General features: G+C 74.6%; 20 protein-coding genes. 14 read left to right on the forward strand and 6 right to left on the reverse strand.

What is annotated here, in order from left to right:
- Positions 1-52: 52 nt before the first annotated feature.
- Entirely contained in the window at positions 53-1,246 is a 1,194-nt protein-coding gene (locus B079_RS0105595; protein WP_026248390.1) for an ABC transporter substrate-binding protein, read from the forward strand.
- Between the two features lie 6 nt (positions 1,247-1,252).
- Here B079_RS0105595 and B079_RS0105600 read toward each other — a convergent pair whose 3' ends face one another.
- The 3 genes from B079_RS0105600 to B079_RS31370 all read right to left on the reverse strand — a co-directional run bounded on the left by B079_RS0105600 (position 1,253) and on the right by B079_RS31370 (position 3,632).
- Entirely contained in the window at positions 1,253-1,798 is a 546-nt protein-coding gene (locus tag B079_RS0105600) for a sigma-70 family RNA polymerase sigma factor (protein ID WP_018544796.1), read from the reverse strand.
- A gap of 170 nt (positions 1,799-1,968) precedes the next feature.
- A complete protein-coding gene (locus tag B079_RS0105605; RefSeq protein WP_158684943.1) occupies positions 1,969-2,817 on the reverse strand; it encodes a hypothetical protein in 849 nt (282 codons plus the stop codon).
- 11 nt (positions 2,818-2,828) lie between these two features.
- On the reverse strand, positions 2,829-3,632 hold the full coding sequence (locus B079_RS31370) for a lytic transglycosylase domain-containing protein (RefSeq protein WP_018544797.1): 804 nt from the start codon (positions 3,630-3,632) through the stop codon (positions 2,829-2,831).
- Positions 3,633-3,885: 253 nt separating this feature from the next.
- Between B079_RS31370 and B079_RS0105615 the strand changes: the two genes are divergently transcribed.
- From B079_RS0105615 to B079_RS0105650, 8 genes are all read left to right on the forward strand, one after another.
- Complete coding sequence (locus B079_RS0105615) at positions 3,886-4,449, forward strand: hypothetical protein (RefSeq protein WP_018544798.1); 564 nt, start codon at positions 3,886-3,888, stop codon at positions 4,447-4,449.
- On the forward strand, positions 4,446-4,730 hold the full coding sequence (locus B079_RS0105620) for a hypothetical protein (RefSeq protein WP_018544799.1): 285 nt from the start codon (positions 4,446-4,448) through the stop codon (positions 4,728-4,730). Before B079_RS0105615 ends, B079_RS0105620 begins: the two co-directional genes overlap by 4 nt.
- A gap of 79 nt (positions 4,731-4,809) precedes the next feature.
- Positions 4,810-5,097 carry a hypothetical protein gene (locus tag B079_RS0105625; protein ID WP_018544800.1) on the forward strand — a complete coding sequence of 96 codons (288 nt, stop codon included), beginning with the start codon at positions 4,810-4,812 and terminating at the stop codon, positions 5,095-5,097.
- A 49-nt stretch (positions 5,098-5,146) separates the two neighbouring features.
- Positions 5,147-5,914 (forward strand): hypothetical protein, encoded by a 768-nt coding sequence (locus B079_RS0105630; protein WP_018544801.1) that lies wholly within the window; start codon positions 5,147-5,149, stop codon positions 5,912-5,914.
- Positions 5,911-7,191 carry a hypothetical protein gene (locus B079_RS0105635; protein ID WP_018544802.1) on the forward strand — a complete coding sequence of 427 codons (1,281 nt, stop codon included), beginning with the start codon at positions 5,911-5,913 and terminating at the stop codon, positions 7,189-7,191. The genes B079_RS0105630 and B079_RS0105635 overlap by 4 nt, the downstream gene beginning before the upstream one ends.
- Positions 7,192-7,232: 41 nt before the next feature.
- The gene (locus B079_RS0105640) at positions 7,233-8,726 is read left to right on the forward strand and encodes an SCO6880 family protein (protein WP_018544803.1); all 1,494 of its coding nucleotides are present in this window, start codon (positions 7,233-7,235) and stop codon (positions 8,724-8,726) included.
- Entirely contained in the window at positions 8,723-10,486 is a 1,764-nt protein-coding gene (locus tag B079_RS31375) for an ATP/GTP-binding protein (protein WP_018544804.1), read from the forward strand. The genes B079_RS0105640 and B079_RS31375 overlap by 4 nt, the downstream gene beginning before the upstream one ends.
- The gene (locus B079_RS0105650) at positions 10,474-12,306 is read left to right on the forward strand and encodes a type IV secretory system conjugative DNA transfer family protein (protein ID WP_018544805.1); all 1,833 of its coding nucleotides are present in this window, start codon (positions 10,474-10,476) and stop codon (positions 12,304-12,306) included. The genes B079_RS31375 and B079_RS0105650 overlap by 13 nt, the downstream gene beginning before the upstream one ends.
- On the opposite strand, the gene B079_RS31380 is transcribed toward B079_RS0105650, so the two are convergent.
- Together B079_RS31380 and B079_RS0105660 are read right to left on the reverse strand one after the other, a co-directional pair.
- On the reverse strand, positions 12,197-13,441 hold the full coding sequence (locus B079_RS31380) for a DUF418 domain-containing protein (RefSeq protein WP_018544806.1): 1,245 nt from the start codon (positions 13,439-13,441) through the stop codon (positions 12,197-12,199). The two genes, B079_RS0105650 and B079_RS31380, sit on opposite strands and share 110 nt — an antisense overlap.
- Entirely contained in the window at positions 13,438-13,830 is a 393-nt protein-coding gene (locus B079_RS0105660; protein WP_018544807.1) for a hypothetical protein, read from the reverse strand. Before B079_RS0105660 ends, B079_RS31380 begins: the two co-directional genes overlap by 4 nt.
- Positions 13,831-14,030: 200 nt before the next feature.
- Between B079_RS0105660 and B079_RS0105665 the strand changes: the two genes are divergently transcribed.
- From B079_RS0105665 to B079_RS0105675, 3 genes are all read left to right on the forward strand, one after another.
- Positions 14,031-15,032: a C40 family peptidase gene (locus B079_RS0105665; protein WP_018544808.1), complete on the forward strand. Its 1,002-nt coding sequence runs from the start codon at positions 14,031-14,033 to the stop codon at positions 15,030-15,032.
- Between the two features lie 59 nt (positions 15,033-15,091).
- Positions 15,092-15,553: a DUF4913 domain-containing protein gene (locus tag B079_RS0105670; protein WP_018544809.1), complete on the forward strand. Its 462-nt coding sequence runs from the start codon at positions 15,092-15,094 to the stop codon at positions 15,551-15,553.
- A 163-nt stretch (positions 15,554-15,716) separates the two neighbouring features.
- Positions 15,717-16,688 carry a hypothetical protein gene (locus tag B079_RS0105675; RefSeq protein ID WP_018544810.1) on the forward strand — a complete coding sequence of 324 codons (972 nt, stop codon included), beginning with the start codon at positions 15,717-15,719 and terminating at the stop codon, positions 16,686-16,688.
- A gap of 69 nt (positions 16,689-16,757) precedes the next feature.
- On the opposite strand, the gene B079_RS0105680 is transcribed toward B079_RS0105675, so the two are convergent.
- Entirely contained in the window at positions 16,758-19,682 is a 2,925-nt protein-coding gene (locus B079_RS0105680; RefSeq protein ID WP_018544811.1) for an AfsR/SARP family transcriptional regulator, read from the reverse strand.
- Positions 19,683-19,857: 175 nt separating this feature from the next.
- Here B079_RS0105680 and B079_RS33190 point away from each other — a divergent pair, with 175 nt between their 5' ends.
- Entirely contained in the window at positions 19,858-21,270 is a 1,413-nt protein-coding gene (locus B079_RS33190) for a hypothetical protein (protein ID WP_018544812.1), read from the forward strand.
- 124 nt (positions 21,271-21,394) lie between these two features.
- Positions 21,395-21,829 (forward strand): helix-turn-helix transcriptional regulator, encoded by a 435-nt coding sequence (locus B079_RS31390; protein WP_018544813.1) that lies wholly within the window; start codon positions 21,395-21,397, stop codon positions 21,827-21,829.
- Positions 21,830-21,833 lie beyond the last annotated feature (4 nt).

Here is a 21,833-nt window from a genome sequence, read left to right on the forward strand (position 1 = left end):
GGGGGCGGACCTCGGATTGTCTCTTTCGCGGGTCGGGCGGCACACTTTCCGGGTGCTTCACACCTCTGTTCGTGGTTCCGCTCCCTCCCGTCGGACCCTGCTGCGTGCCCTCGGGGGTACCGCCGCGCTCGGCGCTCTGGCCGGGTGCGGGGTGCCCTCGGCGTATGTACGTGCCGGTGAGCGGTCGGCGGTGGATCGTTCGGCGAGTGATCACCGGCTGGTCTGGGCGAACTGGCCGTTGTACATCGACACCGATGACGACGACCCGAACAAGCGGCCCACGCTGGACGCCTTCGAGAAGCGCACCGGGATCTCCGTCGACTATGTCGAGGAGATCAACGACAACGACGAGTTCTTCGGCAAGATCAGCCCGGCGCTGATGAACCACCGGCCGACCGACCGCGATCTGATCGTCATCAGCGACTGGATGTGCGCGCGGTACGTCCGCCTCGGCTGGGTCCAGCGGATGGACCGCGCCCACCAGCCCAACGTCGCGAAGTACCTGGACCCGCTGCTGCGCTCGCCCGCCTTCGACCCGGGCCGTCTCTCCACCGTGCCGTGGCAGTCCGGCATCACCGGCATCGCCTACAACCACCGCAGGCTCGGCCGGGAGATCCGCACCGTGAAGGACCTCTGGGCGAGCGATCTCAAGGGCCGGGTGACGCTGCTCTCCGGTCTGGACGAGGCGTTCGCGCTGCTGATGCAGTCCAACGGCGTCGACATCACCCGGTGGACCGCGCACGACTTCCACACCCTCTGCGACCAGATCGAACACCAGGTGCGCCGGGGCCAGATCCGCCGTTTCACCGGCAACGACTACACCAAGGACCTGGTCAGCGGTGACGTCCTCGCCTGCCAGGCGTACTCCGGCGACGTGATCCAGCTCCAGGCCGACAACCCCGACATCCGCTTCGTCGTTCCCGAAGAGGGCGCCGAGCTGTGGTCCGACTCCCTGATGATCCCCGACCTCGCCGCCCACAAGACCAACGCCGAACGCCTGGTGGACTATTACTACGCCCCCGAGGTCGCGGCGAAGCTCGCCGCCTGGGTCAACTACGTCTGCCCGGTCCCGGCCGCGCAGGACATCCTGGCGTCCTCCCGGGACAAGGACACGGCGGCCCTCGCCGAGAACCCCCTGATCTTCCCCGACTCGACGATGCGGTCCCGGCTCGCGATAGCCCGGGACATCACGTCCACGGAGCGGGTGGAGTTCGCGCGGCGGTGGAACCGGATCGTGGGGCTCTGAGAGCCCTCAGCCCAGCCCCCGCTCCTCCAGTGCCGTCCGCAGTGAGCGCAGGGCGTAGTAGACGCGGGACTTCACGGTGCCCTGGGGGACGCCGAGGTCGGCGGCGGCCTGCTTGGTGGTGCGGTCCTCGAAGAACGTCGCCTCCAGGACGTCCCGGTGTGCGGGGGTCAGTGCCTCCAGGGCGTCGTGGACCACGATGGCCGACAGCATGCGCTCCATCTGGTCGGCCTCGGCGCCCAGTTCGGTCAGCCAGGTCGCGCCGCTGACCTCCGGCGGCCGGGCCCGGCGGGTGCGGTGGGCGTCGATGACGAGGTTGCGCGCGACCCGGAACATCCAGGGGCGCACTTCCATCCCCTCGCGGTCGGTCAGGTTCCGCTTGTTCCAGCAGCGCAGCAGCGTCTCCTGGACGATGTCCTCCGCCCGGTACGTGTCGCCGCTCAGCAGCCGCAGCACGTACGCGTAGAGCGCCGGGCCGTGCTCGACGTAGAGGTCGCCCAGCGCCTGCTCCTCCGGGGTGGTCGCGCTCGCCGAACCGATCACCGTCACGTTCATGGTGTGCTCCCGCTCCTCGTGCTCCTCGCGAGGCAGTCCCGGCCCGGAAACGGCCGGGGCTGCCGGGACTCGGGAGTGTTCCGAGGGCGGTTCCACACTGGATTGACGGACGTTCTACGACGGCGTACATGCGTTCTACGGCGGCGTACACGCGGGTGCGCGGCGCCGGGTCAGGCGTACGCCTCCAGGGACTCGACCTGGCCGCGCACCCGCTCGGCGAGTTCCGCGTGGCCGGGCGGGAGCGGGCCCAGGCTGCCCAGGCGGTCCCACATGTGCAGGAGTTCGCGCCCGTGCACGACGGCCGCCCGCTCGTCGTCGAGCCGCTGCCAGGCCGCCGCCGCCCGCACCACCTCGGCCGGTGCCTGCGCGTCCCCGGCCCCGCAGCGGCTCCGGGCCACGGACAGCGCGAGCACGGTCGCCTCGCGGTGCCGCCCGCTCAGGTGCGCGAGGTACGCCTCCACGGCCCGGGCCTGGAGGGTGTGCGGATGCTCGGGCCCGGCCGAACCGGCCAGGCGCTCGCGCAGTGCGGTCGCCTCGGCGAGCGCTTCGTCCAAGTGCCCTGTCCGCGCGAGGGTGTTGATGCGGGTCACGGGCTCCGCGAGCTGCGGCGGGACGGCCGCGTCGGGGTCCGGGGCGGGTGCGGGGGGCGCCGGGGGAGTGGCGCGGGCGGCGGCGGTCGCGCGGGCTCGGGCGAGTGCGGCGGCGACGGCGGAACGGTCCTGGGTCTGGCCGGGCTCCGGCTCCCTGGGTGCGACCTCGGGCGCCTCGGGCGTGTCCGCCGTCTCCTCGGACGCCTCGGACGGCAGTACGCGGCTGGAGCCGTCCGGGGAGACCTCCAGGACGAAGCGGCCGGTGTCCTCGGCCACGGCCGCCGCCACGGCCGCGCCCCGCCGTTCGGCGTACCGCTGCAACCGGTCGAGGACGGCGTCGTGCACGGAGCCGCCGGGCCCCGCCGTGACGGTCTCCCCGTCGATGACGGCGAACTCCCCGCCGGACACGCGTACTTGGTGACTGATCATGACCATCCTCCTCAGAGGGAACCGTCGGTGGGGGTGGGGGTGACGCCGGGGGTCGCGCCGTCGGGCGGGGCGGCGACGCCCGAGTACTTGGCGAACTGGGCGCGGATCGCGGCGACATAGCCCTGTGCCTCCGCGGTGTTCGGCACGCCCTTCGCCGCGAGGACGGAGTCCATCCCCACGTCGTAGGCGGCCAACGCGAGGTCCAGCACGGTGCCTTGGGCCCGGCCGTCGTCGATCGCCTGCTGGGCCTGGTCGGCCAGGTCGCACAGGTAGCGGCCCTGGGCCATGACGGAGTCCGCCGCGTCCAGTGCGGAGACCTTGTCGTTGTCGTCGTCGTCCTTGCCGTACTTCTCGAAGATGTCGGGCGGGAGCTGGGAGAGGCCCTTCTCGCCGTCCGGGCCCAGCAGCGAGGCGTTGAACGAGGACTCCTTCTCCACCTGCGAGGCGATGACGATCGGGCCGATCGCGTCGCACAGGGCACCGGCCTTCTCGATGGGGTCCACGAGGTCGTCCGGGACGGTGTCCTCGTCGAGTGTGCCCTTGCCGTCGCCGTTGAAGATCTCGACCGCCTGGCTCGCCTGGTCCTCGGGCGAGGAGCCGCCGGAGTCGCTCCCGCCCCCGCCGCCGAACAGCAGGATCAGCGCGATGAGCGGGGCGAGCAGCACACCGAGCCCACCGAAGACGATCACCACCACGATCGTGCCGAGCAGGGCCACGGGCGACAGCAGACAGCCGCAGCCCGCCCCGGCCGCCATGGTGTTCCTGACGGCGTTCGAGGCGCTCTGCTCCCCGCCCTCTCCGTTCTCCGCGCTCATCGCGCCCGCCTTCTTCCCCTCGCCTTGAACCGCTGTGCCCGCACGGCCCGTTGTGCTGTCCGTCGGACTCGGCACACCCAACGGGTCCTGGAGCGAAGAAGTTCAAACCGGTGGAAAACAGATGAGCCAGAGCAGCGGAAGCACGAGCGGAGAGGGAGGCGGGGCACACATGGGCACCGAGTCGGCGACACCGCCGGGTCCACGGGCCTGGGAACGGGGCCCGAAGGCCGCGTCCGGAACCGCGCCAACACCCGTGGCCCCGCAAGGGGTCCGGCCCGCGACCGCGGTCGCGCGCACCACACCCCGCTCGGCGCCCCCCGCGCGCCGTACCGGGGGAGCCCCCTGGGACGAGCCCCGGCGCGCCGTCCCCGCGCGCGCGGAGTCGAAGGACGCCGTCGGCTGGGTCAAGGCGCACGGCGGGGCCGGTGCCACCTCGCTGGCCGACCTGCTCGGCGGGGTGGACGTGGGCGCCCGCTGGCCGGAGCCCGCACGGGGCGAACCGCGCCAGATCGTGCTGGTCGGCCGGACCAGCGCCCACGGGATGCGGTCCGTCTCCCGGGCGCTCGGCGCGCTGCACGAGGGCCGGGCCCCGCACGGGCTCGAACTGCTGGCCGTGGTGCTCGTCGCCGACGCCCCCACCCGGCTGCCGCTCGGCCTGCTGCGCCGCGTCCGGGTCCTGCGCTCGGCCGCCCATGTGCACCGGGTGCCGTGGATACCGGCGTGGCGCGTGGGCGCCGAGCCGAGGTCCGTACCCCGTCAACTGACCACGCTCGCCCGCCTGGTGGGCGCCGACCTGGACTCCGGGGTGAGCGCGTGACGAGCCACCGCCTCCTCGCGGGTCCGCTCCTGGCCGCCTTCGACCCGGGCGGCGACGCCGGAACCCTCATCAACCTGCTCGCCTGGTGCGCCTCGGCCGCCGGGGTCGGCGGGCTCATCATCGTCGGCACCCGGATGGCCCTCCAGCTGCGCCGGGGCGACCCCGGAGAGGGCGGCGAGCACTTCCGCGGCGTCTTCTTCGTCACCCTCGGCTGTCTGCTCGCCACGTGCGCGGGACCGCTCGTCGCGGCCCTCGGCTCGCTGCAACTGCTCGGCCCCTGAGCGCCGTACCCCGTCATCGCACCGCATGTCCCCGCCGCCCGCCGCTCGCGCCGGGCGCCCCGAACTCCCGGAGATCCCCATGTCCTCACTGCTGTTCGAAGCCTCCAGCCTCCTGGCCTCGGGCGTGCCCCAGCCGACCCGGCAGGCGCCCGGCGAACTGACCGCGAAGGTCGACACCGTGCTCGGCATCGCCGCCTGGGCCGGTACGGCCGCCGGAGTCGCCGGGGTGCTGATCACCGGCGCGATGATGGCCATCTCCCTGAAGCGGGGCGAGAGCTCGGAGCACATGAGCCGCCTCGGCATGGTGCTCGGCGGCTGCGTCCTGGTCGCGACGGCCGGACCGCTGGTCGGCTTCGTCTTCAACTGACTTAGCCCAGCGTCGACTTCGACGGAACCGCACACAGGGAGCACTGGTGATGTTCACACGCAGACGGCGCCGGACCGTGCAGGAGGGGCCGTACTGGAAACAGCGCGGCTGGCAGATGTCGGCGGGCTTCCTCGCGGCCGTGGTCGTCCTCGCCGGGATCGTCGCGCTCACCTCGGGGGGCGACGACGGCGCGGGCCACACCGAGGCCGCCGCCTCCGGCGGCCCGCCGACGGGGGGCACCCTCACCTCCGACGGCCGCCCCCCGGGGTGCCACACCGACGAGGCGCCCGGGAACACGGTGCCCGCGACCGCGCCGCACGACGTCAGCTGGCGCGCGATCGGCGTCGTCCGCGTACCGGTGTCGGCGGCGGCCGGGCCCACCGTGACCGACCGGGCGCCGTGGTGGTGCTTCGCGCACACGCCCGTCGGCTCCGTGCTCGCCGCCCAGGTCATCACCTCCCAGATGAGCGAGGCCCACTGGCGGACCGTGGCCGACCGGCAGCTCGTGCCGGGCCGGGGCCGCGACCGGTTCGTCTTCCACCGCTCCACCGTGGGCTCCACCGGCACCGAGCGGCGCCCGGACAGCGCCTCGGTCTCGTCGTACGCCGGGTTCGCCGTGACCCGCTACGACGGCAAGGACTCCACCGTGGACCTGCTCATCAAGAGCAGCCAGGGATACGCCGCGACCAGCATCGACCTGCGCTGGAGCGGCGGCGACTGGAAGGTGGTGCCCTCCGGGGACGGCTCCCTGCACAGCCCGGTGCGCTCGGTGCAGAACGCCAACGGCTACGTCGTGTGGGGAGGGACGCGGGCATGAGCTGCGACGACGGCAATCCGCTGCTGAACGCCCTGGTCGGGTTCTTCAGCTTCCTCGGCGACCCCATCGGCACGATCATGAAGGGGATCGCGGACTTCGTCCTCGCCGCCGCCGTCGAGGTGTTCGGCGACCTGATCACCAGCATCCCGACCCTGCCGAACACGGACACCTCCAAGGACATCAACAACCAGTCCCAGTGGATCGTGGTCTATCTGGCAGTGGGCTCGCTGCTGTTCGCCGCCGCGCGGATGGCCGTCGAGCAGCGCGGGGACGCGGGCAAGACCGCCCTCAAGGGCATCATGCGGGTGATCCTGGTCTCCGGCGCGGCCACCACCATCGTCACGGCGGCGGCCAGCCTGTCGGACCGCTACTCGGACTATTTGTTCCAGCAGGGCGCGCAGAAACAGCTCGACGCGATCGGCCAGTGCTCGGACGGCGGCGGCATCCAGGCGTTCCTGCTGATGGTGCTCGCCTTCCTGCTGCTGCTCGCCGGGATCGTCCAGACCGTCCTGCTCTACATCCGGCTCGGCGTGATGATCCTGCTGCTCGGCACCCTGCCGCTGGCCGCTGCCGCCTCCATGACGGACTGGGGCGCGGGCTGGTGGCGCAAGCACGTCGGCTGGATGATCGCCTGGCTGCTGTACAAACCGGCCGCGGGGCTCGTGATGTACGCGGGCTCGGTGATGACGACGTACAGCTCGGGCGACGGTGACGGCAGCGACGTCAACGTCCGGATCGCGGGCATCGGCGTGATGCTGCTGTCCGCCGTCGCGCTGCCCGCGCTGCTGAAGCTCGTGGTGCCCGCGACCGCCGCGCTCGGCACGAGCGGCGCCCTGTCCGGCACCCTCTCGTCGGTGGGCGGCAGCCTCGCGACCGGCGCCCGTTCGCTCGGCGGCGCGAGCGGGGGCAGCGGCAGCGCCGGATCGGGCGGCCGGGGCGGCCCGGCAGGACCCTCCGGGGCGTCGGGCACCTCCGGCGGAGGCGGCTCGGCCGGGCGGAGCGGCATGTCCGGGGCATCGGGCGATCCCGGGTCGTCCGGGTCGTCCGGGTCGTCCGGCGCGTCGGGTGCCCGGCCGGCGGCGGCCACCGGTGCGGGCGCGGGCGGCGGCGCGGGCGGCGGTTCGGGCGCGGCAGCCGGGGCCGGACGCGCGGCGGCTGCCGCCGGGGGCCCGGTCGGTGCCGCGGTCGTCGTGGCGGCGAGCGCCGCGCAGGCCCTCGGCAGGACCGCGGCCGGTGCCGTGGACGGCGCCGACGGCAACCACGGCCACAACACCTGACCCCCCTTCGAACCACCGTCAACGAAAGGAGACCGGACCCCATGTCCACGGAAGCCGTGACCCATCCGACCTACGGCAACTGGCGTCGGCCGAGGCGGCCGGGGCTCGGACCGCTCGGACTCGTCGGCACCTTCGGTGTCTTCGGCGGGCTCGTCATGACCCTGCTCGCCTCGCTGATCTCGCTGTACGCCGCGCTGGTCGTGCTCGTGCCGACCGTCCTGTTCCTGGTGCCGCTCGCCGTGCGCACCCAGGACGGGCGCAACGTCTACCAGCTGCTCGCCCTGCGCGTCGGCTGGCGCCGCCGCCGGGCCAAGGGCGCGCACCTGTACGTCTCCGGGCCGCTGTCCGCGCGCCCGGGCGGCCGGTTCCGCCCGCCAGGGCTGCTCAACAAGGTGACCGTGTCCGACGGCCGCGACGCCTACGACCGGCCCTTCGGCGTGCTGCACCACCCCGCCCGCAACCTGTACACCATCGTCCTGGGCTGCGACCCCGACGGCGGCTCCCTGGTCGACGCCGACCAGGTCGACGTGTGGGTCGCGCTGTGGGGGGAGTGGCTGGCCCGGCTGGCCCACGAACCCGGGCTGCGCGGGGCGAGCGTCGTCGTGGAGACCGCGCCCGACACCGGCACCCGGCTCGCCCACGAGGTGCTGCCCCGCATCCACCCGGACGCGCCGGACGCCGCCCGCGCCGTGATGGAGGAGGTCGTCGAGCGCTATCCGACCGCCTCCTCCGAGATGCACACCTACGTCACCCTCACCTACGGCGTCTCGCCGGGCCAGCGGCGCAAGAAGGAGGACGTGATCGCCGACCTCGCCGTGCGCGTGCCCGGTCTGCTCAGCGGCCTGGTGGCGGCGGGCGGCGGGGCGGCCTACCCGCTGACGGCCGAGCGGATCGCCGAGGTCGTCCGCGTCGCCTACGACCCCGCCGTCGCCGCCGACGTCCTCAACGCCCGCGCCCAGCACGGCGGTACGGGCCTGGAGTGGGACGACGCCGGACCGGCCGCCGCGGTCGAGACGGTCGGCAGCTACCAGCACGACTCGGGCGTCTCCCGCACCTGGCTGATGACCCTGGCCCCGCGCGGGACCGTACGCTCCTCGGTGCTGCGCGGGATGCTGGAGGCCGCGCCCGGCACCCGGCGCAAGAGGGTCGCGCTCGTCTACCGGCCCATCGACCCGGCGACCTCGGCCCGCATCGTGGAGTCGGACCGGCGCAGCGCCCAGTTCATGGCGACCTCGGGCCGGGGCATGGTGCAGGCCCGCGCGGCCTCCGAGATGCGGGCGGCGGAGCAGACGGCGGCCGAGGAGGCGTCGGGCGCCGGGCTCGTGGAGTTCTCCCTGATGCTGACCGTCACCGTGGACGACGTGGGCCAACTGGCCGACGCCAGTGTGGCGGTGCGCAATCTGACCGCCGCCTCACGGGTGCTGATGCGGCCCGCCGACCGGATGCAGGCGGCGGCGTTCAGCTGCACCCTGCCGGTCGGCGTCCTGCCCTGGGAGCAGACCCTGATCCCGCACGAGCTGCAGGAGGCGCTGTGAGCCGCCGCGCGGAGAAGCGGGCCGAGCGGGAGGACCGCGCGGCCGAGGAGCGGGCCCGCGCGGACCTCCTCGCCGGGGGCTCCGGACAGGACCCGTCCTGGACGGGGAAGCCGGGGATCGAGGGCGCCACGGGTGCCGGTCCCGCCGCCGAGGACCGGGGCGGACGTGATGGTGCGCGCAAGCGGCCGTCCGCCGCCCGGGAGCCGTTCGTGCCGCCGCGCGGCTGGTACGGCGTCGGCGGCGGCCGGGTCGGCTACATGGACCCGCCCACCATGTGGCGGGCCACCACTGTCCAGGCGTGCGGCATGTGGCCGTTCGCCGCGGGCTCGGGTTCGCCCATGACCGGAGTGCCGCTCGGCCAGCACCTGTTCACCGGCGCCACCGTGTGCGGCGACCCGCTGAACTGGTTCACCCGGGCCCGCTTCATCTCCAACCCGTCGCTGTTCATGCTCGGCATGCCGGGCCTCGGCAAGTCCACGCTCGTCAACCGGATGCTGATCGGGCTCGCCGCGACCGGCGTCGTCCCGCTGGTCCTGGGCGACCTCAAGCCCGACTACGCCGACACCGTACGGGCGCTCGGCGGCCAGGTGATCTCCATCGGCCGGGGCCGGGGCGGCATCAACGTCCTCGACCCCGGGGCCATGGGCGCGGCGGCGGCCCGGATCGGCGGCGAGGCGGGGGAGGTGCTGAAGGCCGAGACCCACGGCCGTGTGCTCAACATGGTGGCCGCCCTGGTCACCATCGTGCGCGGGCGCCCCATGGACGACCACGAGCAGTCGGTGCTCTCCGCCGTCCTGCACCATCTGCGCGAGCGCACCGCGCCCGGCCGGGCCCCGCTCCTGCCCGACGTGCTCCGCGTCCTGGCCGAGGGCCCCGACCGGGTGCGGGCCGTCACCCTGGACCGGGGCGACGACGCCCGCTACCGGGACGCCGTCGACCCGCTGCACCGGTCGCTGCTCGGCATCCTGGACGGCCCGCTCGGCGACACCTTCGCCTCGCAGACCTCCACCCGGATCGACCCGGACGCCCCGGCCGTGTGCATCGACATCTCCGGCATCGGGGAGGCCGACACCCAGCTGACGGCCGCCGCGATGCTGGCCGCCTGGTCCGACGGGCTCGGCACGGTCGCCGCCTCGCACGCCCTCGCGGACGCCGGACTCGCGCCCCGGCGCTGGTTCTTCACCGTCCTGGACGAGCTGTGGCGTCCGCTGCGCGCCGCCTCCGGCATCGTCGACCGCATCGACGCCCTCACCCGGCTCAACCGCTCCCTCGGACTCGGCGACGCCAAGATCACCCACACCCTGAAGGACGCCGAGGCCCTGGGCACCGACGCCGACCGGGCCAAGGCGCGCGGGTTCGTGGAGCGCGCCGGGATGGTGGTGTGCGCGGGGCTGCCCAAGGCCGAGATGGAGGACCTGGGCAAGGTGGTCGGGCTGTCGCGGCGCGAGATCGAACTCGTCTCGTCCTGGTCCTCGCCGCCCGGCTGGGGCGTCACCGGCGACCACGAGGAGCCGCCGGGCCGGGGCCGCTTCCTCATCAAGGTCGGCGGCAGGCCCGGCATCCCCATCAAGGTCGCCATCACCGACGCCGAACGGCGGCTGCACAACACCAACACCCGCTGGACGGACGTCGAGGACGCCGTCGAGCAGGCCGTACGCGCCAGTGCCGCGCAGGTCGCCCTGGCGGCGGGCGAGGGGCCCCGCGCCCTGCCCGCCGCCGGGCTGCCCGGGGCGGCCGAGCCGGGGCGGTGGACGGCGTGAGCCGCGCGGGCTCCAGCGGCGGAGCGCACGACCAGGTGCCGTGGGCGCTCGCCGCGCTCGCCGGGAGCGGCCTCGCCCTGTTCACCGTCGCCTGGGCGGGCGGCACACTCGGCGCGGGCCTCGCCGGACACGGCTGGCACACCCCGCCGTTCGCCCTGTCCACCGCCGCCCGGCTGACCGGCGACGGCCCGGGCGCCCTGTGGCCCGGCGCCCCGGCCGGTGCCGTCTACGCCGGGATGCTCGGTCTGCTCGTCCTGCTCACGGCCCCCGTCGTCGTCGCCGTACGCCTGCTCGGCGGGCGGTGGAACCGGCCCAAGGGCCTTGCCGGGCGCCGGGAGCTGGCCGCCATGTGCCCCAAGGGCATCGAGGCGCGCGCCCGCGAACTGCGGCCCTCGCTCAAGGGCCGCGAGCGGCTGCACCCGGACGAGACCGGCAACCTCCTCGGCGACCTCGCCCCCGACGGCCCCGAACTGCGCAGCAGCCACGAGGACGTGGAGCTGGACCTGATGGCGCCGCGCGCGGGCAAGTCCACCGGGATCGCCGTCCCGCGCGTGCTGCGCGCCCAGGGCGCGGTCCTGCTCACCTCCAACAAGTCCGACGTGTACGCCGTCACCCGCGCCCTGCGCGCCGAGGCGGGCACGGTGTGGACCTTCGACCCGCAGGGCATCGCGCACTCCCCGCGCGCCATGTGGTGGAACCTGCTCGGGGAGTGCCACACGATCGAGGGGGCGCGCCGCCTGGCCGGTCACTTCGTCGCGTCCGTCAACGACGACACCGCGAAGAAGGACTTCTGGATCTCGGCCGCCCAGAACACCCTCACCGCGCTCTTCCTCGCCGCCGCGCGCGGCGGCGCCCCGGTCCACGAACTGCTGGGCTGGCTCGCCGACCCGGCCGACCGCACCCCCGTGGACCTGCTGCGGGAGGCCGGGATGACCGCGATGGCCGAGCAGTTGCAGGGCACCGTGCGCGGCGCGGTGGAGACCCGGGACGGCATCTACGAGACGGCCCGGCAGACCGTCTCCTGCCTCCTCGACCCCGAGATCCTCGCCTGGGTCACCCCCGATCCGGCACTGCCCGAGTTCCGGCCCGACCGGCACGTCCTGGGCAGCGACACCCTCTACCTGCTGTCCAAGGACGGCGGCGGCTCGGCCGCGGGCGTCATCGCGGGCCTCGCGGACGCGACGATGCGGGCGGGCGTGGTCGCCGCCGAGCGGATGGGCGGCCGTCTCGACCCGCCGCTGACCGCCGTGCTCGACGAGGCCGCCAACGTCTGCCGCATCTCCGATCTGCCCGACCTGTACTCGCACTTCGGCTCGCGCGGCATCAACGTCGTGACCCTGCTGCAGAGTTACCGGCAGGGCGCCCGGGTGTGGGGCGAGGTCGGGATGGACGCCCTGTGGAGCGCGGCGACCGTCAAGCTGCTCGGCGCGGGCCTGGACGACGCCGACTTCGTGCAGAAGATCTCCACCCTCGTCGGCCAGCACGACGTCCGCACCCCCAGCATCTCCCGCAGCAAGGACGGCACTTCACGGTCCTACTCCTACCGGCAGGAGGCCGTCCTGCCGCCCGACCGCATCCGCGCCCTGCCCAAGGGCACCGCCCTGCTGCTCGCGACCGGCGTCAAGCCCGCGCTGATCCGGCTGCGGCCCTGGTACAAGGAGCCCGGTGCCGGCGCGATCTCGGCGGCGGCCAGGGCGGAGACGGAGGCCATCACCGCACGGGCCGTGAGCCGGCTGGCGCCCGTGACGCTGGAGAAGCCGCCCGCGCCGACGCTGGAGAGGCCGCCCGCGCCGTGGCGGCGGGACGCCGCGCCGAGGTGACCGTACGCAGCAGCCACTCGGCGGGGCCGTACCGGAACCGCCTCACCAGGCGCGTGTTCAGGGCGAGTTGGGTCGAGTACAGCACCGCGCAGCCCAGCAGCAGCGGCGCGGTGCCGACCCGGTCGTACAGACCGAGGCCGTAGCCGGTGAAGACGAGGGCGAGGACCAGGGACTGGGTCAGATAGGTGCTCAGTCCCAGGCGCCCGGTGGCGGCGAGCACGTCCGCCGCCGGGCCCCGCTCGCCGAACAGCAGGAGCAGCCCGCAGGCGTACGACACCGTCAGCGCCGGGCCGGTCAGCACCGCGCACGCCTGCCCGACCAGGAACCACCGGTCGTCCAGCGGCCCCGCGGTGCAGCACGCGGAGACCACCGCCCCGGCAAGACCGAGCGGCAGCCACCGCAGCGCCGTCCGCCGCAGCCAGACCCGGTCCCGGCCGCGCCGCCCGGCCAGCCCGGTGCGCGCCGCCACCAGCCCGGCCAGAAGGGCGGCCAGCATCTGCGGGGCGTACAGCAGATCGGCGCCGAGCGCGGGGCCCAGGTCCCGCAGATGCGCGCCCAGCACGGCCAGCACGCCGCCGCGATGGGCGGCGACCGCGTCCGCGACCCGGGGCGCGTACTCCGCTGCCGTGACCGGCTCGGTCAGGGCGACGGTCAGCAGCCCCTCGGTGAGCAGCAGCGCGAAGAGCCCCACCACCAGCCCGGCCGCCAGCCGCAGCGCCGTCCGCGCGCGCAGCCCCCGCAGGCCGTACAGCACCAGCCCGAGGACGGCGTACGTCATGAGGATGTCGCCGGGGTACAGCAGCACGGCGTGCACGGCGCCGAGCGCGAACAGGCCGATGCAGCGTCGCAGATGACGCGGTGCGAAGGCGTGCCCGGACCGCCGGGCCGAGCGCTCCTGGAGGACGAGGCTGTAGCCGAAGAGGAAGGCGAACAGCGGGTAGAACTTGGCGGTCACCAGCGCGCTCACCAGCCAGGCGGCCACCCGGTCCGCCCCGCTCGCGTCCGGCGCGCCGCCGAAGGCCGTGTAAGGGCCCGCCATCAGCTGGGCGTTGACCAGCAGAATCCCGAACAGGGCGCAGCCGCGCAGGACATCGGGTCCGGCCAGGCGCGCGGAGCCGATGCCGGGCGTCCTCACAGCGCCACCACCACCCCGGCGCCGCACACCAGCGCCGAGGACAGGAACCAGCCGAACGACGGGGCGAGCAGATGCCGCATCGTCCAGAGCCGGGCCACGACCGGCCGCTCCCGCGCGTACACCACGGGCACGCTCCGGCCCACCGGCGGCAGCCCGCACAGCGGCCCGCACCTGCCCGGGTCGAGGAGCAGGTCCCGGCCGAGGTGGTCGCGGAACAGCACCAGGCCGCCGGGGCGCCGGTCGGCCGCCGCGCGGGCCGTCACGATCCCGGTCACCCGCAGCCCCCGCGCCCACAGCCGTACGGCCGTCAGCAGCGCCCGGAGCGCGAGCGCCAGACAGCCCAGGCCGAAGCCCGTGCACAGCGCCAGCACCAGCAACCCCGCGTTCATACCGCCCCTTTCGCCGCCCGCGTGCTCCGCAGGCACAACGGGCGCGGCCCGTACGGCGGTTCACGTCGGGGCTGAACCGCCGTACGGGCCAGTGCCGTTGTACGGGCGCCCGGTCCGCGCAGCCCGCGCGGGCGCCTCACGAAGGGAGCTGTGGCCCGATGAGAGGGACACCCCGGACGAGACGGCCGTCCCGTCACCACGTGACCGCCGCCGTCGCGCTGGCCTGCGCCCTGACGGCGGCCGTCCAGCCGCCCGCGCACGCCGACCCCGAGACGCTGTCCCAGGTGCAGGCCCGGCTCCAGCGCCTCTACCACGACGCCGAGGTCGCCACCGACCAGTACAACGCCGCCGACGAGAAGGTCACCGCACAGACCGCGCGCGTGCGCGCCCTCAAGCGCCGGGTGAGCACCACCGAGACGAAGCTCGCCCGGCTCACCGCGCTGGCCGGGGCGGCGGCCCGCGCCCAGTACCGGGGCGGCGGACTGCCCGCCGAGATGCAGTTCGTGCTCTCCTCCGACCCCGAACGCGCCCTGGACGACGCCTCCGTGGCCCGGCGCGGCCAGCAGGCGACCCAGGACGTGCTGACCGCCCTGACGAGAGCCCGCACGACGCTGCGCACCCGCTCCGCCGACGCCTCCGCCGAACTGCGCCGCCTGGAGGAGAGCCGCCGTACGCGCGCGGCCCGGCGGAGCACCGTACAAGAGAACATCGCGGTCGCACGGCGGCTGGAGTCCCGGTTGGCCGAGAAACAGCGCCGGGAGCTGGCCGCGCTGGAGAAGCGGCAGGCCGAGCGGGCGCAGGCCGCGTGGGAGAAGACCGGCGTCCCCAAGAAGCTGAGCACCAAGGGCGGCACGGCGGGCCGCAAGGCCATCGCCTACGCCACCCGCCAGCTCGGCAAGCCCTACGTCTGGGGCGCCGAGGGCCCCGACTCCTTCGACTGCTCCGGGCTCACCTCCCAGGCATGGCTGCACGCGGGCGTGACGATCCCGCGCACCTCCGAGGAGCAGTGGCGGCAGCTGACCCGTGTCCCGCTCGACCGCATGCGCCCGGGCGACCTGATCATCTACTTCTCCGACGCGAGCCACGTCGCCCTCTACATCGGCGACGGCAAGATCATCCAGGCCCCGCGCCCCGGCCGGTGGGTGTACGTCTCCCCGGCCGCGTCGATGCCGATTCTCGGCGTGGTGCGGCCGGACGCCTGAGCCGTGCCATCGCCCTCGAACTACCTGCCGTACCAATGCCGTTGACTCAGGAGAGTGCCATGACGACCGCGCAGACCGAGAGCCCCGAGGTGGGGGCGAGCGAGTCCACCGGCGGTCAACCGCCCCCCGAGCCACCGAGGTTCATCCTCTATCTGGAGGGGGCCGCGTACGCGGGGGAGCTGCGGGGGCTGACCCTGTGGGTCCACCATGTGCTGCTGCCCGTCTACGGCAGGGAGGTCACCTCCTCCTCCCCCTGGTGCTCCCGCTGGTGGGCACATCCGGAGGCCGTCGCCCAGCTGCACGGACTCTGGCTCGCCTGGGGCGAGTTGACCGGACCCGGCTCCTCGGTGACGGGGCCGGCCGAGTGGCACCGGGACCATCTCCCGTCGGTCATGGACGCCCTGCGCGATCCGCAGGGCCCCTTCGCGGGGTGCAAGCCCGGCATGCACCGCGCGAAGGAGGCGCCTGTCGTGGACGCCGTCGACCCGTTCGCGCCTCCGCCGCCACCCCCGCCCGTCTGACCGCGTGAGGCGGTCGTTGAACCGGCGGACCCGGACGGGCCGTTGTAGTCGCCGAGCGGAGGAGCTGTCCGGCATACCGGGCCGTATCCGGCGACTCCGCACGTCGCGCGGGGCGTCGGACCACGGCTCCGCGGGACGGCGACCACATGGAAGGAAGCGTGAAATGCCAGGATCGGACATCTCCGACGGGAGCGGCCACTCCAACGCCAGCTCCTACACCTCCGTCAGGCTCTCCGACGGCGGAAGGCAGATCGAGGACGGCCGCCGGGCCGTCCCGGAAGACGCGCCCGCGCTGTTCCCGGACGCCGGGCACGGTGTGTACGACGAGCGGCACAACACCTTCTACGCGGTGGACCCCGAGCGGCAGGCCGTCGCGCAGTACGACGCGAACCAGGGCACCTGGAACTGGGCGAGCGCCCGGCAGGCCGCCAGCAGCCTGATCCAGTGGGTGTCGGACAACAGGAGCCGCCTCATGCGGGCGGGCCGCGACCTCGGACCCAGCGCCCTCCAGGGCGTCTCCGCCTTCGTGCCCGGCACCGCCGGCACCGCCCTGAACGTCGGCGGCATGGTCGGCCAGGGCCTCGTGGCGGCCAACGAGTACCGCACCCAGTACAACCAGTACCGGGCGGGCGGCCATGTGGACCCCGTCGACGTGGCCGCCAGCACCGGACGCGTGCTGTCGGCGGCGGCGAACGCGGCCGGTGCGGCCCTCGGCTCGGACTCCACCGTCGGCACCCGGCTCACCGGGGTGGGCACCGCCCTGTCCACGGCGGCCACCACCGCCGACTTCGTCCACCACGCCCACCTGGAGGCGGCCCAGCGCCAGCCGGACCCGGCGAGCCAGATGTTCGGGCTGCGCCAGAACCCGAACCTCGGCACCGACGTGGGGCAGGTGCCCCCGGGATGGAACCCGCCGTCCTCGGCGCCCTCCTCCACGTCCACCACGTCCGTCACCCCGCAGCCCCCCGTCACCGCGCCCGCCGCGGCCCACCTGCCGTCGGGCGGTGAGTCGAGCCGGCACGGGGCGACCTCGGGCGAGGGCTCGTCGCGCCAATCGACGCACCATGAGCGGCACCGCCGGTCGACCCAGGAGAGCAAGAGCAAGACCAAGGGCAAGGAGGTCCGCAGGAAGTAGCGGAAACGGAGGAGCCCCGCCGTGTCCCGGTCGGGGTACGGCGGGGCCGATCGGCGAAGGGGTGCGATGTCAGGCGGGGTGGACGGGCGGTTCGGACGCGGCGGGTGTCTCCTCGGGCGCGGCCAGGCCGTCCAGGCGCTCGCGCATCCGGTCGGCGTCCGGGTGGCCGAAGTCGACGAAGACCGCGAGGGCCCGGGTCCAGCTGTCCCGGGCCGCCTCGGTCTCGCCCGCGTCGAGCCGCACGTCGCCGAGGTGGCCGAGGGTGGTGCCCTCGCCCCAGCGGTTGGCGATGTCCCGGTGGGCCTCCAGCGCCCGCTCGTAGTACGCGACGGCCTCCTCGTGGCGGTGGAGACGGTGGTGGATCGTGCCCAGGATGTCCAGGGCCACCCCCTCGACCCAGCGGTTGCCCGCCTCGCGCACGATGGTCAGGGCCTTCTCCAGACAGGCGGCGGCCTCGTCGTAGCGGCCCTGCCGCTGGTAGGCGTCGCCCAGGTTGCACAGCGCGATGCCCTCGCCCCACGCGGCGCCGATGGCCCGGTCCAGGACAAGGCCGCGACGGGTGTACTCGACGGCCTTGTCGAGCCGCCCCGCCTGGAGATAGGCGTCACCGAGATTGCCCACCGCCATCAACCGGCCCCGCAGATTGCCGAGTTCACGGTGCCTGCGCATCGCCTGGTGCAGATGCTCGATGGTCTCGTCGTACCGCCCCGCCACCCGCAGCGCGGCGGCCGTGTCGGTGAGGGCCTGTGCCTCGCCCGCGCGGTCGTGCGCGGCGCGGGCGGCGGCGAGGCCGGTGCGCGCGGTGTCGAGCCAGTCGTGCGTGTGACTGCGCAGATAGAAGAAGCCCCACAGCACGGCGGGCAGCCGCCAGGCGATGCCGGTCAGCCCGGCCTCGGCCGCCTGGTGCACCGCCGAGACCAGGTTCGCCCGCTCGGTCTCGCACCAGTCCAGGGCCTCGTCGTGCGAGCCGAACGCGGGCGCGGGGCCCGAGGCGGGCAGCTCGCCCAGGGGGACGCGCGGACGGTTCGGGGTGATGTGCGGATAGGCCGCGTCGGCCGCGCGCAGATACCAGGCGAGCAGCCGCTCGACCGCCCGCTCCCGCTCCAGCGGCGTCTCCTCGGCCTGGACGCGCTCGGCGGCGTACACGCGCAGCAGGTCGTGCAGGGTGTAGTGGCCGGGGAAGCGCTCGGTGAGCAGATGGGCGCGGGTCAGCTCGGCCAGCGGAGCGCGCGCGTCGCACGGGGCGAGCCCGGCGAGCCCGGCCGCGGCGGAGGCCGGGATGTGCGGTCCGGAGTGCAGGCCGAGCAGCCGGAAGAGCCGGGCGGCCGGGGCGGACAGCGCCCGGTAGGACCAGGAGAACACCGCGCGCACGTCGGTCGTGAGGTCGTCGCCCCCGGCGAACGCGTCCAGACCCCGTCCCGCGCGCAGCTCCCCGGCGACGGCACGCAGCGGGAAGCCCGGGTGCTCGGCGGCGTGCGCGGCGACGATGGCGAGCGCCAGCGGCAGCCGGGCGCACCGCTCCACGATCTCGTCCACCGCCTCCGGTTCCGCCGCGAGCCGGTCCGCGCCGAGCCTGCGGGCCAGCAGATCGCGCGACTCGGCGGCCGACAGCTGGTCCAGCGTCAGCGGATAGGCGCCCTCGCCCGCCACCAGCCCGGCCAGGCGGCTGCGGCTGGTGACGATCACCAGACAGCCGGAGGAACCGGGCAGCAGCGGACGCACCTGCTCGGTGTCACGGGCGTTGTCGAGCAGCACCAGCATCCGGCGCCGGGCGAGCAGACTGCGGTAGAGCGCCGTCTGCGCGTCGAGCCCGGCGGGAATGCGCAGCGGATGGACGCCGAGCGCGTCCAGGAAGATCCGGACGGCCTCCTCGGGCGGCACCACCTGGCCGACCGGGTCGAAGCCGCGCAGATTGACGTAGAGCTGCCCGTCCGGGAAGCGGTCGGCGGCCTCGTGGGCCCAGTGCACGGCCAGCGTGGTCTTGCCCATGCCCGCCATGCCGCCGATCGCGCTGATCACCACGGCGGGCGGGGCGCCCCCGTCGTCCGGCAACAGGGCCCGCAATCGGTCGAGTTCGGCACTGCGCCCGGCGAACGTCGCGAGCGCGGCGGGCAGTTGTGCGGGCCGGGGCGCCCGTACGGCGCTCTCGTCGGCGGGTTCGGCAGGCACCGTGGGCTCGGCGGACCGGGGCGCGGGCGGCGGGACCGGGTCCGGCAGTAGGGAGGCGTCGGCGGCGAGGATGCGTTCGTGGAGGTCCTGGAGGGCGGCACCGGGTTCGATGCCCAGCTCCTCCACCAGGGCGGTGCGTATCGCGCGGTAGGCGGCCAGCGCCTCCGCCTGCCGCCCGGACCGGTACAGCGCCAGCATCAGCAGCTCGGACAGCCGCTCCCGCAGCGGATGCGCGCTGGTCAGCGCCCGCAGCTCGGCGGTCACCTCGGTGTGCCGCCCGAGCGCGATGTCCAGGTCGAGCCGTGCCTCCAGGGCGTTCAGCCGCTCCTCGGTCAGCCAGGAACGGCGCGCCTCGGCCAGCGGACCCGGTACGCCGGTCAGCGGGGGACCGGACCAGGCCTCCAGCGCGGAGTGCAGCAGCCGGTGCGCGGCGGCGACCTCACCGGCGGCGCGCAACCGCCGCGCCTCCTCCGCCCGCTGCTGGAACACGGCCAGGTCCAGGGCGTCGTCGGCGACACGGGCGAGGTAGCCGTCCCCGACCGAGACGAGGACGCTCGGGGGCCGGGCGGGGGAGCGGTCCGGCTCCAGGGCCTTGCGGAGGCGGGAGACGTAGGTCCGCACCACGGACACGGCGGCCGGGGGCGGCTCGTCCCCCCAGACGGCACTCAACAGCTCGCCGAGCAGGACGGGGCGCCCCCTGCGTAAGAGGAGAGCGGCGAGGACCGCCCGCTGCTGCGGCGAACCGAGGTCCAGTTCGTCGGCACCGCGCCACGCCCGCACCGGCCCCAGCACGGCGAAACGCAGGGCATTCTCAAAGGCGTTCACGGCACGACCTTACTGAGCCGCGCCCGCCCGTCGGCACCCTGGACGGAACATGCGGTTCCGTCCCTATTGCGGCAGGTCACGCCCCTTCGGCCCGGACGATGTGAACCGTTGCGGCACCGCAGCCGTTGTGGTGCGCGGCAGCCGCCACGAGACAGGCACGAGGGAAGGGGCGCGGATGGGTACGAACGGGAGCGAAGCGGCGGACGCACCGGCGGGCGCATCGGTGGACGCACCGGCCGGGGACGGCGGTTCAGGGCCCCGCTTCACGGTGGTGATCTCCGACGACGGCTCCGCCGCGATCGATGGCGAGGCGGTCCTGCCACGGGAGGGCGAGAGCGTCGACGACGCCGTCCTCGACGCCCTGCACCGCCACGCACGCGAGAGCGGTGCCCCGGTGACGGCGGCCGTCCGCGACCCCTCGGCCGGATACGTGGCGCACGTGGAGGTCGCCCCGGACGGCTCCAGCAGGCTGCTGGGGCAGGAGGAGGAGCGGCTGGAGGGGAAGGGCGCCGAGACGCCGACGGGGGAGGGAAGCGCGGACGGCGCCGGACCAATGGAGGCGGGAGACGCCGGTGCCGCCCCGGCCGACAGCGCCGCCCCGCCCGGCACCGCCCCCGGACCCGGGTCCGCGGTCCGCGCCGAGAAACCCGACCCCGCCCCTGCCCCCGTCCCCGACGCCACCCCCGTCCCCCCACGCCCCCGCGCCCGCCAGTCCGACGACGAGTACGAGCCCCCCGGCTTCCTCGGCAGGCCCCTGGTCGTCGGCCCCGTGGCGCTCGGGGTGGCCGCTCTCGTGGTCGTCCCCCTGGTGATCATCGGCAGCGGCGGTTCGGACGACGGCCACCAGCGGGAGACCGCTCGCGCGAGCAACGTGAAGAGCGCGTCCCCGGGAGCCACCGGGGCACCTCCGACCGTCCCGGCCGCGCCCCGTACCGCCTCACCGTCGCCCGCCCCCACCACCTCAGGACCGAAGAAGCACGGGAAGCCGAAGAAGTCGAAGAAGCCGCAGGAGAAGGGCGGCGCCGGAGGCGGCGTCACGGTCACCGTCACCGCGCGCCCGCCACGGGCCACCGCCACCGTCACGGCGAAGCCCCCGGCGGAGACGGCCGGGACCGCCGTGAACCGGCTCGCCGCGAGCGACCCCGGGGGACGGCACATCTGCTACCGCGCGTACGTCGCGGGACAGGGCTGGCAGAAGCCCGTGTGCGACGGCACGATGGCCGGGACGACCGGACGGAACCGCGCCATCAAGGGCCTGGAGATCGCGGTGCGCGGTACGGGCGGCTCGGCCGCCAACGCCTTTGTCCACAAGCCCGGTTCGACCGACGGCAAGGGCGTCTGGCAGCCGAAGTGGACGGCTGTGACCGGCGACGGCAAGAACTTCCGCGTCGGCGGCACCACGCAGGGCGCCCCGGACATGCTGGGCTTCGCCATCAACGTCGGCAGCGGCCGGGTCTGCCAGGCGACCCGCCGCGTCGGCTCCACCGCCTGGAGCGGGACGGGGTGCGCGAACGCCCGCCCCGCCTACGTCTTCGGCGGCGCCCTGGAGAACGACCGCCGCCTCGAGGCGGTCAGGTTCACCGTGTGACCGACCGTTCGACCGCGCGGGCCCGCCCATCCCGCGCCCGTTGTGGCACGCTTTGGGCGTGAGCAGACGACCCCCCGCCCCCGACCTCCGCGACCTCGCCCGGCTGCGCCGCGTGCGGGACCGGATGGACCGGGAGTACGCGCAGCCGCTCGACGTGGAGGCGCTGGCCCGGGGGGTCGGGGTGTCGGCCGGGCATCTCAGCCGGCAGTTCCGGGCGGCGTACGGGGAGTCGCCGTACGCGTATCTCATGACGCGGCGGATCGAGCGGGCGATGGCCTTGCTGCGGCGCGGGGACCTGAGTGTGACCGAGGTGTGTTTCGCGGTGGGGTGTGCGTCGCTGGGGACGTTCAGCACGCGGTTCACGGAGCTGGTGGGGATGCCGCCGAGCGTGTACCGGAGCGAGGCGGCGCGGGCGACCGTGGGGATGCCGTCGTGCGTGGTGAAGCAGGTCACCCGGCCGGTGCGGAGACCGGTGCGGAGGCCGGTGCCGAAGCCGCTGCCGGAACCGGTGCGGAAAGCGGTCAGGAATCGAGAAGCGCCCGGTGCGGGCCGCGGCTAGCGTG

The organism is Streptomyces sp. LaPpAH-108 (assembly GCF_000373625.1).
Lineage (GTDB): Bacteria > Actinomycetota > Actinomycetes > Streptomycetales > Streptomycetaceae > Streptomyces.

Bases quoted from the DNA above. Each gene is read 5' to 3' on its own strand.
- B079_RS0105600 (WP_018544796.1), bottom strand. From the start codon at position 1,798: ATGAACGTGACGGTGATCGGTTCGGCGAGCGCGACCACCCCGGAGGAG.
- B079_RS0105605 (WP_158684943.1), bottom strand. From the start codon at position 2,817: ATGATCAGTCACCAAGTACGCGTGTCCGGCGGGGAGTTCGCCGTCATC.
- B079_RS31370 (WP_018544797.1), bottom strand. From the start codon at position 3,632: ATGAGCGCGGAGAACGGAGAGGGCGGGGAGCAGAGCGCCTCGAACGCC.
- B079_RS0105625 (WP_018544800.1), top strand. From the start codon at position 4,810: ATGTCCTCACTGCTGTTCGAAGCCTCCAGCCTCCTGGCCTCGGGCGTG.
- B079_RS0105630 (WP_018544801.1), top strand. From the start codon at position 5,147: ATGTTCACACGCAGACGGCGCCGGACCGTGCAGGAGGGGCCGTACTGG.
- B079_RS0105635 (WP_018544802.1), top strand. From the start codon at position 5,911: ATGAGCTGCGACGACGGCAATCCGCTGCTGAACGCCCTGGTCGGGTTC.
- B079_RS0105640 (WP_018544803.1), top strand. From the start codon at position 7,233: ATGTCCACGGAAGCCGTGACCCATCCGACCTACGGCAACTGGCGTCGG.
- B079_RS0105660 (WP_018544807.1), bottom strand. From the start codon at position 13,830: ATGAACGCGGGGTTGCTGGTGCTGGCGCTGTGCACGGGCTTCGGCCTG.
- B079_RS0105670 (WP_018544809.1), top strand. From the start codon at position 15,092: ATGACGACCGCGCAGACCGAGAGCCCCGAGGTGGGGGCGAGCGAGTCC.
- B079_RS0105675 (WP_018544810.1), top strand. From the start codon at position 15,717: ATGCCAGGATCGGACATCTCCGACGGGAGCGGCCACTCCAACGCCAGC.
- B079_RS33190 (WP_018544812.1), top strand. From the start codon at position 19,858: ATGGGTACGAACGGGAGCGAAGCGGCGGACGCACCGGCGGGCGCATCG.
- B079_RS31390 (WP_018544813.1), top strand. From the start codon at position 21,395: ATGGACCGGGAGTACGCGCAGCCGCTCGACGTGGAGGCGCTGGCCCGG.